This is a genomic window from Streptomyces sp. GbtcB7 (assembly GCF_019091445.1).
In the GTDB taxonomy this organism is placed as follows: Bacteria; Actinomycetota; Actinomycetes; order Streptomycetales; family Streptomycetaceae; genus Streptomyces; species Streptomyces mirabilis.
Map to the genome: position 1 here is coordinate 89650 of NZ_JAGXJM010000016.1, position 12448 is coordinate 102097.

Annotated in this window: 12 protein-coding genes; 9 read left to right on the forward strand and 3 right to left on the reverse strand. The window is 69.5% G+C overall.

Annotation, left to right across the window (positions count from 1 at the left end; translation table 11 throughout):
• Positions 1-59 precede the first annotated feature (59 nt).
• Both KVT44_RS25700 and KVT44_RS25705 read right to left on the reverse strand, forming a co-directional pair.
• A complete protein-coding gene (locus tag KVT44_RS25700; protein WP_254649865.1) occupies positions 60-512 on the reverse strand; it encodes an organic hydroperoxide resistance protein in 453 nt (150 codons plus the stop codon).
• Between the two features lie 313 nt (positions 513-825).
• Entirely contained in the window at positions 826-1437 is a 612-nt protein-coding gene (locus KVT44_RS25705; RefSeq protein WP_217568916.1) for a TetR/AcrR family transcriptional regulator, read from the reverse strand.
• A gap of 157 nt (positions 1438-1594) precedes the next feature.
• Here KVT44_RS25705 and KVT44_RS25710 point away from each other — a divergent pair, with 157 nt between their 5' ends.
• The 7 genes from KVT44_RS25710 to KVT44_RS25740 all read left to right on the forward strand — a co-directional run bounded on the left by KVT44_RS25710 (position 1595) and on the right by KVT44_RS25740 (position 10126).
• Positions 1595-2173, forward strand: a complete 579-nt coding sequence (locus tag KVT44_RS25710) for an ester cyclase (RefSeq protein WP_217568918.1) — start codon at positions 1595-1597, stop codon at positions 2171-2173.
• A gap of 277 nt (positions 2174-2450) precedes the next feature.
• A complete protein-coding gene (locus KVT44_RS25715) occupies positions 2451-3359 on the forward strand; it encodes an AraC family transcriptional regulator (RefSeq protein WP_254649866.1) in 909 nt (302 codons plus the stop codon).
• 213 nt (positions 3360-3572) lie between these two features.
• Complete coding sequence (locus tag KVT44_RS25720) at positions 3573-5564, forward strand: maleylacetate reductase and hydroxyquinol 1,2-dioxygenase domain-containing protein (protein WP_217568920.1); 1992 nt, start codon at positions 3573-3575, stop codon at positions 5562-5564.
• A gap of 14 nt (positions 5565-5578) precedes the next feature.
• Positions 5579-7342: an FAD-dependent monooxygenase gene (locus tag KVT44_RS25725; protein WP_190171648.1), complete on the forward strand. Its 1764-nt coding sequence runs from the start codon at positions 5579-5581 to the stop codon at positions 7340-7342.
• A gap of 116 nt (positions 7343-7458) precedes the next feature.
• The gene (locus KVT44_RS25730; protein WP_060894651.1) at positions 7459-8241 is read left to right on the forward strand and encodes a CoA transferase subunit A; all 783 of its coding nucleotides are present in this window, start codon (positions 7459-7461) and stop codon (positions 8239-8241) included.
• Positions 8241-8885, forward strand: coding sequence for a CoA transferase subunit B (locus KVT44_RS25735; protein ID WP_217568922.1), 645 nt, complete (start codon positions 8241-8243; stop codon positions 8883-8885). The genes KVT44_RS25730 and KVT44_RS25735 overlap by 1 nt, the downstream gene beginning before the upstream one ends.
• A gap of 50 nt (positions 8886-8935) precedes the next feature.
• Positions 8936-10126, forward strand: a complete 1191-nt coding sequence (locus KVT44_RS25740; protein ID WP_217568924.1) for a thiolase family protein — start codon at positions 8936-8938, stop codon at positions 10124-10126.
• 16 nt (positions 10127-10142) lie between these two features.
• On the opposite strand, the gene KVT44_RS25745 is transcribed toward KVT44_RS25740, so the two are convergent.
• Positions 10143-10604 (reverse strand): MarR family winged helix-turn-helix transcriptional regulator, encoded by a 462-nt coding sequence (locus KVT44_RS25745; protein WP_054233414.1) that lies wholly within the window; start codon positions 10602-10604, stop codon positions 10143-10145.
• 85 nt (positions 10605-10689) lie between these two features.
• On the opposite strand from KVT44_RS25745, the gene KVT44_RS25750 reads away from it, so the two are divergent.
• Complete coding sequence (locus KVT44_RS25750; protein ID WP_075029532.1) at positions 10690-11250, forward strand: NADPH-dependent FMN reductase; 561 nt, start codon at positions 10690-10692, stop codon at positions 11248-11250.
• 115 nt (positions 11251-11365) lie between these two features.
• Positions 11366-12430, forward strand: coding sequence for an LLM class flavin-dependent oxidoreductase (locus KVT44_RS25755; protein ID WP_217568926.1), 1065 nt, complete (start codon positions 11366-11368; stop codon positions 12428-12430).
• Positions 12431-12448 lie beyond the last annotated feature (18 nt).

Genomic DNA, 12448 nt, shown 5'->3' on the forward strand with positions numbered 1-12448 from the left:
GCCCGACCCAGAAGGAGCCGCTCCCCGCCGGGAGTGGGCCGGGCCTGGGCGGCGCCGGCTCAGTCGTCGACGCCCGAGTCGACCTCGTGACCGTTGGCGGTCAAGGTGACGTCGATGTTGCCCCGGGTGGCGTTCGAGTAGGGACACACCTGATGTGCGGCCGCGACGATCTGTGCTGCCTGCTCGGGATCCGAGATCTGCGGCAGGGTCACGTGGAGCTCCACGGCAAGTGCGAACCCACGATCCTCGGTGGGCAGGAGGCTGACACGGCTCTCGATCGAAGCGTCGCCCGTTTCGACCCTTTCGCGACGGCCCACCACGCCGAGTGCGCCCTCGAAGCAGGCCGCATAACCCACCGCGAAGAGCTGTTCGGGGTTCGTGCCACCCCCGTCGCCGCCCATCTCCTTCGGCACACGGAGCTGGACGTCCAGGACTCCGTCATGGGTGCGCCCGTGGCCGCTTACACGGCCGCCGGTCACGGTTGCCTCCGCCGTGTAGAGAACTCGTGCCATCTCGATCTCCCTTCCGGACCCGCGGATCGCCCCGGCCCACGGCCGGGACCTTTCCAAAGTCTGCCGCTGATCGCATCCCGACGAACCCATCCGTACGACATGAGCGACGCCTGATCGGCCTGCGAGGGCATTTCGAAGGCCCTGCCCTCTTCGGCCACAACCGTCCCCGGTTCTTCGAACGGTCGTGGAGACCGACGCGGCATCGCGGTGCGTGGCGCAGCTTCAGCCGCCGGAATGAGTCCTGAGCGCGTGTGGAGCTGTCGAGCGGCGTCCGGACCAGCGTCGTCGTGCAGGCGGCTTTCGGCGAACGGTGTCAGCGAAGGGTGGCGACCGAAGTGCGGTAGAGGACTTCCTCGGCGCGCTCCCATGACCAGCCGTTCTCCACCACGAGCGTTCGCCAGCCGGTGGGACCGAACCAGTACCAGAGAAGGTCGGCCGTCTCCTTCACCGAGTGGGAGGGCGGCGGGGTCAGGTGGTGCAGGTGGTGGGCGGTCGCGCGGAGTGCGTCCCGGTACGCCGCGGTCGCGCGCTCCCACAGGGCCTCGCCGTTCTCATGTACGGGCAGCGCCTTGCGGATCGCTTCATGCACGGCGAACTGCCCCTCGTTGCCCATCCGCGTGCCGTGGGCCAGGGCTTTCAGGACCGACTCCGGCGTCCGCAGGGCGAGCAGGTCCTCCATGGCCTGCTCGTAACCAGAAGCGATCACACCCTGGTCGACGATCCGGTTCAGGATGTCGCTCTTGCTCCCGACACTCGCGAAGACGGTCTTCGAGGCGACGCCGGCCGCTGAAGCGATGTCGGCGACGGTCACGCGACCGTAGCCGTGCTCGGCGAACAGTTTCGTGGCCTGCCCGAGGATCAGCGTCCGCGTCCGTGCGGCGGCCTGCTCGCGCAGCGGGGAGACGTAGCGGCGCTTGGACGGCATGGCGTCATCCTAAGGCGTGAATTCATTAGGCGTGCTATAACCTCAATATCCGCCGGCCGGCCTCGCGCTCGGCCCCGGCTACGACCGCGCCGCTGTCCCCCTCGGACCGGTCGGCGTCACCCTTCGGATCACACACCCGTCGAAAGGGATCAACGCAATGGGCATGGATGCCACGGACCTGGCCCACGGACTCTTCCGGGTCCTCGAGACAGGCGATCCGGCACTGGCCGCCGAGGTGGTACACGAGGACTTCCACAACCGCGAGGCAGCCGTGTCGCCCACGGCCTGCGCACTCCCCGGACCGGCGGGAGTCCTTGCCTCCAGCGCGTGGATGCGCTTCGCCTTCAGCGACCTGACCTTCCCCGTCCTCGGCATCGCCCGCAACGACGAGCAGGTCTGGGTACGGCTTCGCATGCAGGGCCGCCACACAGGTCCCTTCGTCCGCTTCCGTGACGGCGCTCTCGACCAGGCCATACCCCCCACCGGGCGTGACATCGACTTCGAACAGATCCACGTGCTCGAACTCCGCGACGGCAAAGTGGTCGGACACGAAGCGGTGCGCGACGACATGACCATGCTCGGCCAGCTCGGCGTCTTCCCGCCCGCTCCGGCCACCGCGCTGCGCATGGTCGCCTGGCGGGTGACCGGAAGGGCCACGCGCGCCGCGACCGACGTCACGGCGAAAGCCGTCGAGGCGGCCGGCCGGCCGCAGGACAACCCGGGACCGAGCCACTGAACCGCCGAGTCGCTGCGTCACTGAGCCGCCGAGTCGCTGAACCGCTGAACCGAAAGCCTCCTCGACGTCCCGGCAGGCCAGGCTCCACCGGGATTGCATGGACAACGTTCACGCAACCACCCGACGACCGTGTGTTCCGGACCCGGCCTGCCCGACCGACCTGACCATTCGTCGGCGCCCCGCCGACCGATCCGCCACCTCCTCCCGGCGGGAATATCCGGCAATGATTTAGCACTCAACAATATGGACCTGATCGCCGACCGTATGGGAGGCTCGCATGGGCACCACCGCCGAGATCGGGGATGGAACTATGTCTGAGCTGGGGCTCCTCGACACGGGCGGCATCCTGCGCCAGGAATGGGTCGCCCCGGACCGGACGAGCTCGGGTCTGGGCTGGGAGCACGCGTATCTGTCCACCCAGCGGGAAACGCCGTACCACTCGACCTTCGACGGTGCCCCCACTCACCTGCTGATCCTTCACCTCAGTGGACCGGTCACCGTCCGACGCCGGTCCGGCCGGTCGATGCGGGCCCAGCGGATTCCGGCCGGGGGGCTCTTTGTCCACCCGGCAGGTCGCGCCCTGGATGTCGAACTCCAGGGGGGCCTCGACACCGTCCACCTCTATCTCAGCGACTCGGCCCTCCAGGAAGCGCATGGCGGCCGTGAGGCGGTGGAACTCGCCGAGGAACTGGGCAGCTCGGATCCCCTGATCGAGCAGGTCATGCTGACTCTGGACGGCGTCGTGCGGCAGTGGGAGCCCTCCGCGCGCACCTACGTCGATCACCTCGTCGGCATGCTCGCCGCCCAGCTCGCCCACGCGCACACGGCCGGTCGGCCCGCGGCCCCGGCCGGCGCGATGTCGGGGCTGACCTCTCAGCAGCTCGTGTCCGCACGGGAGTTGATGGAGCAGCACATCTCCGACCCGCTGCGCGTCTCCGATCTGGCCGCCGCCACCGGGCTGAGTGCGAGCCAGTTCAGTCGGCAGTTCAGGACCAGCACCGGAAAATCTCCGCACCAGTTCCTGTTGCAACTGCGGCTGGACCACGCACGCCGGATGCTGCGCACCACGGTCCTGCCCATCCCCGACGTGGCCGTCCACTGTGGCTTCTCCCATCAGGAACACCTGACGCGCGTGATGCGCGCCAAGCTCGGCACGACCCCCGCCGCGGTCCGACGCGCGGGCTGACGCCGCGTTCCGCGGCCCGCCCCGGCCCTTTTCTGCGGCGCAACACAGGCACCGCATCCACCTCGCGCCCCCACCCCTCGCCCCCGCCAGGGCCAGGGCACCGCGCCGATCCTGCAGAAACACGCTCGAAACGTGCAGGAGTCCGAGGGCCCGCCGTCCCCACACTCGGTGTCAGAAATTCAGGGACCCACGGCAACGCGAAGGCGGACCCCCATGAGGAATTTCGTGTACACCTCCCATCCCTCGCGGATCGTCTTCGGCACCGGAACGGTCAGCCAGGTCCGCGAGGAGGTCGAGCGACTCGGCTGTTCCCGAGTCCTCCTCCTGTCCACTCCGTCGGTGGCCAAGGCCGCCGCCCGGGTCCGTGATGTCCTCGGTGACGTCATCGTGGCGGAGTTCGACGGTGCCACCATGCACACTCCGGTCGAGGTGACCGAGCGGGCCCTCGACGTCCTCCGGGAACACTCCGCCGACTGCCTGGTGGCCGTCGGCGGCGGTTCCACCACGGGGCTGGCCAAGGCACTCGCGCTCCGCACCGATCTGCCGCAGCTGATCCTTCCCACCACCTACGCGGGTTCGGAAGTCACCCCCGTCCTCGGAGAGACACAGGACGGACGCAAGACCACGGTGGCCTCGCCCGCGATCCTGCCCGAGACCGTCGTCTACGACGTCGAGTTCACCCTCGGCCTGCCGGTGGGCCTGTCGGTCACCAGCGCGGTCAACGCCATGGCACACGCCGTGGAAGCCCTGTACGCGCCACAGGCGAACCCCGTCATCGACGCCATGGCGCTCGATGCGATCGCGCTGAGCGCCCGCGCCCTGCCGGCTCTCGTGGCCGAGCCGTCCGACACCGCGGCACGCGCCGACCTCCTGCGTGCCGCGTGGCTGGCCGGTACCTGCCTCGGCTCCGTCGGTATGGGCCTGCATCACAAGCTGTGCCACACACTGGGGGGTGCGTTCGACTTGGCGCACGCCGCGACGCACACCGTGATCCTGCCCCACGCGATGGCCTACAACGCCCCGGCCGCTCGGGACGCCATGAGCCGCATCGCCGACGCACTCGGCGTGCCGGACGCTCCGAGCGGGATGTTCGACCTGATCACCTCGCTCGGGGGCCCCACCTCGCTGCGCGAGCTGGGCATGGCGGAGGCGGATCTGCCGCAGGCCGCGCGGCTGGCGGTCGCCACGCCGTACCCCAACCCCCGTGAGCTGACGCCCACGGGAATCGAGAGCCTGTTGCGCGACGCCTGGCAGGGCCGCCGTCCGACGGTTCCCGCGGCGCCGACTCCCGCTCCGCGAACCCCTGGGCCGGCGGCCCCCGCGGCGCACGGAGTGGTTTCGGACGTGGAGCGCCTGACCGCACAGGTGGTGGAGAGCTTCGCGGACGCACCCGATCCGCGGGGCAGGCAGCTGCTCAGCGATCTCGTACGGCACCTGCACCACTTCGTGACGAGCAATGACGTCACCGAATCCGAGTGGGAACAGGCCATCGACTTCCTGACCCGTACCGGACAGATCTCCACCAGCACCCGTCAGGAGTTCGTGCTGCTGTCCGACACACTCGGTGTCTCCAGCATCGTCGACCTGCTCACCCATTCACGCACCCCGCAGACCACACCGTCAGCGGTCCTCGGCCCCTTCTACACGGACGGGCCGCCGGAAACCGCACAGGGCGGCGACATCTCACAGGGGGTGGCCGGCACTCCCCTGTGGGCCGACATCCTCATCACCGATACGGACGGACGGCCCGTGCCGGATGCCGTCACGGACGTCTGGCAGGCCAACAAGGACGGTTTCTACGACGTCCAGTTGCCCGAGTTGGACGGACCGGTGCTGCGGGGCCGCCTGCGCACCGACGAGCAGGGACGCCTGCGCTTCTGGACGACCCTGCCGGCCGAGTACCCGATCCCGGACGACGGACCGGTGGGACAGCTGCTCCAAGCCGTCGAACGTCATCCCTACCGTGCGCCCCACCTGCACTTCATGATCTCCGCCGCCGGCCACCAGCGCCTGGTCACCCAGCTGTTCGTGAAGGGCGGCCACTACATCGACTCCGACACCGTGTTCGGCGTCAAGGAGGGCCTGATCGTGGATTTCACACCCCGGGTCGGACCGACCCCGGACGGCCGTGCCGTCGACGGGGAGTGGCGCAGCCTGCAGTTCACCTTCCGCATCGCCCGCCTGGCCGACAGCCCCGCACACTGACCTGGAGCAGTCTCATGGACTCGACCCACACCTACGACACCGACGTCCTCGTGGTCGGCAGTGGCCCCGCCGGTGGATCCGCGGCCCTGCTCCTGGCCACGTACGGCATTCGCACCCTGCTCGTCACCAAGTACGGCTGGCTGGCCGACACCCCCCGTGCGCACATCACCAACCAGCGCACCATGGAGGTACTGCGCGACCTCGGCGTGGACGGCGAAGCCGCCGCGGCCGGGAGCCCCGCCGAACTCATGGGCGACACCGTTCTGTGCACCGCCCTGGCCGGCGAGGAGATCGGCCGGATCCGCAGCTGGGGCACCGGCCCGCACGCGGCGACCGAGTACGGTGCCGCCAGCCCCGCGCAGATGATCGACCTTCCGCAGACCTTTCTGGAACCGATCCTGGTGAAGAACGCCGCGGCGCGGGGAGCCAAGATCCGTTTCGACACCGAGTTCCTCAGCCTGGAACAGGACGCCGACGGCGTCACCGCCCGGCTCCGGGACCGGGTGCGCGGAGACGAGTTCACCGTGCGAGCCCGCTACCTGATCGGTGCGGACGGCGGCCGCAGCGGCGTGGCGGAGCAGATCGGACTGCCGATCGCCGGGCAGAGCGGCAAGGCCGGCAGCATGAACATCGTCTTCAAGGCCGACCTGTCCCGGCACGTGGCCCACCGCCCGAGCGTTCTGTACTGGGTGATGCGTCCCGGCGCCCACATGGGCGGCATCGGCATGGGGCTGGTGCGCATGGTGCGGCCGTGGAACGAATGGCTGCTGGTGTGGGGATACGACATCGACCAGCCCCCGCCCCACATGGACGAGGCGACCGCCCGTGACATCGTCCACGACCTCATCGGCGACCGCGACATTCCCGTCGAGATCATGTCGAGCTCGCTGTGGACGGTCAACCACAGCTATGCCACGACGTATTCGGCCGGGCGGGTCTTCTGCGCCGGGGACGCGGTGCACCGGCACCCGCCGTCCAACGGCCTCGGTTCCAACACCTCGATCCAGGACTCGTACAACCTCGCCTGGAAGCTCGCCATGGTCATCCGCGGTCAGGCCGGTCCGGGGCTCCTCGACACGTACACCGCGGAGCGGGCACCGGTCGGCCGGCAGATCGTCGATCGCGCCAACCTCAGCCGTGACCAGTTCGGTCCGATCTTCCAGGCACTGGGACTCGACGAGTACAGCGAGGAGGAGGACATCGTCGACGGTCTCGCCGCGTGCCGCAGCGGGACGGCCGAGGGCACCAAGCGACGGCAGGCGCTGGAAGAGGCCATTCAGTTGAAGAACTACGAGTTCAACGCCCATGGCGTCGAGATGAACCAGCGCTACGACTCCTCCGCGGTCGTCCAGGACACCGGCGCCGCCGAGGAATGGACCCGGGATCCGGAGCTCTTCCACCAGCCGACGACCCGCCCCGGCGCGAAACTCCCGCACGCCTGGCTCGTCGACGGCAACGGCCACCGCCTGTCCACGCTGGACGTCGTCGGCAAGGGAGCTCTCACGCTGATCACCGGCCTGTCCGGTGGTGTGTGGGAGTCGGCCGCGGCCGACTGCGCCGAGGCTCTGGGGATTCCTCTGAAGTGCGTCCGCATCGGCGCCGAGGACAGCCGCGACGCCTACGGCGAGTGGCGCCGGACATCGGAGGTGGCCGAGGACGGGTGCCTGCTCGTCCGACCGGACGGACACATCGCCTGGCGGGCCTCCTCGGCGCCGGACGCCGACTCCACGGCATACGGCGAGCTGCTCGAAGCCCTGAGGACCGTACTGCACCGTTGACGACCACGACGCGACACCCGCGCACAGCCACACACTCACACCCCCACACGGAAACCCGAACAGAGGCAGACACCACCCGGGGCGGGTCTGCCGGACCGGAACGGAGCGCAGTGCACATGGACAAGGTGGTTGCCACGGCCGAGGAGGCACTGGCAGGCGTCATGGACGGAGCGTCCCTGGCCGTGGGCGGCTTCGGCCTCAGCGGCGTCCCCGACGTGCTGATCCACGCGCTGTACGCGACCGGTGTGACAGGGCTGAGCGTGGTCTCCAACAACTGCGGCGTGGACGGCGGCGGCCTGGGCATCCTGCTCGCCGCCGGGCGCATAGCCCGCGTCACCGGCTCGTACGTCGGCGACAACAAGGAGTTCGCCCGCCAGTACCTCTCCGGTGAACTGCTGGTCGAACTGACGCCGCAGGGCACGCTCGCCGAGCGCCTGCGCGCCGGCGGATGCGGCATCCCCGCCTTCTTCACGCCCGCAGGTGTCGGTACCCAGGTCGCCGAGGGCGGCCTGCCCTGGCGCTACGCCCCCGACGGCACCGTGGCCGTCACCTCACCGCCCAAGGAGGTCCGCGAGTTCGACGGCCGGCGTCATGTGCTCGAGCACGGCATCACCACCGACTTCGCACTGGTGCGGGCGGCCAGGGGCGACCGCCACGGCAATCTCGTCTTCCACCGCTCGGCCCGCAACTTCAACCCGCTCGCCGCGATGGCCGGCCGCGTCACGATCGCCGAGGTCGAGCAGTTGGCCGAGCCCGGCGAGCTCGACCCCGACGAGATCCATCTCCCCGGCGTGTTCGTCCAGCGTGTGGTGGAACTGACGCCGGAGCAGGCCGCGGACAAACACATCGAACGGCGCACTGTCTCCGCGCCGTCGGCACGAGGGACGGTGCGGCACTGATGCCATGGACCAGGAACGAGATGGCCGCGCGCGCGGCGGCGGAGATCCAGGACGGCGACTACGTCAACCTCGGCATCGGACTGCCCACGCTGGTGCCCGAGCACGTGGCCGAAGGAGTGCACGTGGTGCTCCAGTCGGAGAACGGCGTCCTCGGCGTCGGGCCGTACCCGGCCGAGGAGGACGTGGACCCCGACCTGATCAACGCGGGCAAAGAGACGGTCACCGTACTGCCGGGTGCGAGTTTCTTCGACTCCGCGTTGTCCTTCGGGATGATCAGGGGCGGTCACATCGACACCGCCATTCTGGGAGCCATGCAGGTCTCCGCCACCGGAGATCTCGCCAACTGGATGATCCCGGGCAAGATGGTGAAGGGCATGGGCGGTGCGATGGACCTCATCCACGGCGCCCGCCGAGTCGTCGTCGTCATGGACCACTGCGCCAAGGACGGCAGTCCGAAGCTCGTCGACGTGTGCACCCTGCCCCTCACCGGCGTGGCCTGCGTCGACCGCGTCATCACCGACCTCGGCGTGCTGGACGTCACCGAGGACGGACTCGTCCTCGTGGAGGCCGCTCCCGGCGTCAGCACGGACGAGATCGTCAGCCGTACCGCCGCGCCCGTGCGTGTGCCGGACACCGTCGGCTGACCCCGCTTCAGCCCTCCCCTGCCCAACTCCCCCCACCACAAGGAGTCCCGATGAACGAGCGCCTGCGGGACGTCTACGTCGTCGACGCCGTCCGCACCCCGATCGGCCGCTACGGCGGTGCCCTGTCCGCCGTGCGCCCCGACGACCTCGCCGCCGGAGTCGTACGTGAACTGCTCCGCCGCAGTCCCGCCCTGGACCCGTCCCTCATCGGTGACGTGTTCTTCGGAAACGCCAACGGCGCCGGGGAGGACAACCGGGACGTCGCCCGCATGGCCGTGCTGCTGGCAGGTCTTCCCGTGACGGTCCCCGGAACCACCGTCAACCGGCTGTGCGGCTCGGGGATGGAGGCGGTCATCCAGGCCGCCCGCGCCGTGGCGCTCGGCGACGCCTCCGTCGCCGTGGCCGGCGGAGTGGAGTCCATGAGCCGCGCCCCGTGGGTCCTGCCCAAACCGGAGCGGGCCTTCCCGGTCGGCAACCAGGAGCTGTACTCCACCACCCTCGGCTGGCGGATGGTCAACCCGCGGATGCCCGAGGCGTGGACCATCCCGCTCGGCGAGAGCGCCGAGCTGATCGCCGACAAGTACGGCATCACCCGCGAGGCCCAGGACGCCTTCGCGCTCGCCAGTCACGAGAAGGCCGCCCGGGCGTGGAAGGAGGGTGCGTACGACGCCGAGGTGGTCCCCGTCGAGAGTGTGGACCTGCCCCGCGACGAGGGGATCCGGGACGACACCTCACTCGAAGCGCTGGCCCGCCTCAAGCCGGTCTTCCGTGCGGGCGGTACGGTCACGGCCGGCAACGCCTCGCCGCTCAACGACGGCGCGGCTGCCCTGCTGCTGGTCGACGAGGCCGGGCTGGCCGAGACGGGCCGTGAGCCGCTGGCCAGGATCCGCGCCAGTGCCGTGACGGGCATCGAGCCGCAGTACTTCGGCCTGGGCCCGGTCGACGCCATCCGCAAGGCCCTGACGAAGGCGGGCCGCACCTTCGACGCCCTGCACACCGTCGAACTCAACGAGGCATACGCCGCCCAGGCGCTGGGCTGTCTCGCCGCCCTGCCGGAACTCGACTCCGGCATCCTGAACCCGAAGGGCGGCGCCGTCGCCATCGGGCATCCCCTCGGCGCCTCCGGCGCTCGCATCACCGGAGCGGTTGCCCATCAGCTCGCGGAAGTCGGCTCGGGCACGGGCCTGGCCGCGCTCTGCATCGGCGTCGGGCAGGGCCTGGCCCTGGTCCTGGAGCGCTGAGGCGACCGCCACCGGGTCAGGGCGTCGTCGCCACGCGTTCGAGTGCGGCGGTCAGTGCGGCGAGGTCATGGCCGGCGAGGTTGTCGAGGACGTGCCGTCGGATGCTGGCCAGGTGGGCGGGCCAGGCCTCCTGGAGGCGGGCGAGGCCGTCGTCGGTGAGGACGGCGTTCCAACCGCGCAGGTCTTCCTGGCACTTGGCTCGTTGGACGAATCCCTGCTTTTCGAGGCGGTTGACGACACGGGTCATGCCGCTGAGCGAGAGATTGCAGGCGGTGGCGAGCTCACTCATCCGCATCCGGCGGTGGGGCGCCTCGGACAGGAACATGAGCGGGGTGTACTCGGAAAGGGGCAGCCCTCCGTCGCCGACCATGTCCGCGTCCACCAGTCGTGGCAGCGCCATCATGACGTGGGCCAGGGCGCGCACGAGCGATTCCTCGGTCTGATCCAAGGGGCGCAGGGGCTGTTCGTCGTAGGGCATGCCTCACACCCTATCTCCTTGACACGGCAAGCACTCCTACATTTACTTGACTCGACAAGCACACATACAAGCGAAGGTGCACACCATGACAAGGATCGGCATCATCCTCGGCAGCACGCGCCCCGGACGCAACGGCGAGGCCGTCGCCCACTGGGTGCACGAGCTGGCCACGCGCCGCACCGACGCACAGTACGAGCTCGTCGACCTGGTGGACTACAAGCTGCCGCTGCTGGATGAGGCCTACCCGCCGGCGATGGGCCAGTACAGCCAGCCGCACACGCAGCAGTGGGCCGCGAAGATCGCCTCGTTCGACGGCTTCGTCATCGTGACCCCCGAGTACAACCACTCGGTGCCCGGTGCGCTGAAGAACGCCATCGACTTCCTGGCGGCCGAGTGGGCCAACAAGGCCGTCGGCTTCGTCAGTTACGGCTCCACCGGCGGCGTCCGCGCCGTCGAGCACCTGCGCCTGATCGCCGGTGAACTGCAGATGGCGGACGTCCGCTCCCAAGTGGCGCTCTCCCTGTTCACCGACTTCGAGAACTTCAGCGTCTTCAAGCCCGCCGAGAGCCACCGTGACGCCGTCACCGCCACCCTCGACCAGGTCGTGGCGTGGAGCAACGCCCTCGCTCCGCTGCGTGCCGCCTGACGCGAGGCATCACGGGGCGCCGCCCACCCATGCCCCGCACCGGCGTCCGACACCGGTGCGGGGTGCGGGGCCTGAGGCCCCCTTTCGACCGTTACGGGAAAAGAGAAATCCGCCGATGTCAGAACGTGCTGCCTCCCCCGCGGGCGGGCACCCGATCACGCTTGGACTGGACACGTTCGGCGACGTCACCGACGACGCCCAGGGTCGACCGCTCTCGCACGGCGAGACGATCCGCAACCTGGTGGCGGAGGGTGTCCTCGCCGATGAGGTCGGACTCGACCACTTCGCCATCGGTGAGCACCACGTCGACTGGATGCCGCTCTCGGCGGCGGATGTGGTGCTCGGGGCGATCGCGTCGCGTACTTCGCACATACGTCTGGGATCCGGTGTCACCGTCATCAGCTCGGACGATCCCGTGCGGGTCTACCAGCGGTACGCGACCCTCGACGCCGTGTCCGACGGCCGTGCCGAGGTGATTCTCGGCCGGGGCTCGAGCACGGAGTCCTTCCCGCTGTTCGGCTACGACCTCGGCGACTACGACACCCTCTTCGAGGAGAAGGTCGGCCTCTTCGCCGAACTGCGCAAGGAGAAGCCCGTCTCCTGGTCAGGCAGCACCCGGCCGGCGCTGGCGAACCAGCCCGTCTACCCGCACAGCGAGTCCGGAGCGATCCCCACCTGGATCGGCGTAGGCGGCAATCCTCAGTCCGTCGTCCGTGCCGCACGCTACGGATTCCCGCTGATGCTCGCGATCATCAGCGGTCCGACCGCGCGGTTCGCCCCCTTCTCGCAGCTCTTCCGCCAGGCGCTGGAGAAGTTCGACCGACCCGATGTGCCCGTCGGCGTGCACAGTCCGGGGCATGTGGCCGCTACCGACGAGCAGGCGGTGGAGGAGTTCTGGCCGTACTACGAGAAGACCATGCGCATGATGGCCCGGCAGCGAGGATTCCGCGTCCCGACATTCGAGCACTTCATGAACGATGTCGGTCCCGGCGGCGGACTGTTCGTCGGATCACCTGAGACCGTGGCACAGAAGATCGCCGCCACCCTCCGGGAGCTCGACGCGAGCCGCTTCGACCTCAAGTACGGGATGAACGGTCTGCCGCACGAGACGCTCATGACCACCATCGAGCTCTTCGGCACCAAGGTGGCCCCGCGGGTGCGGGAGCTGATGGCCTCGTGAGGTGTTCCACCCTCAAGC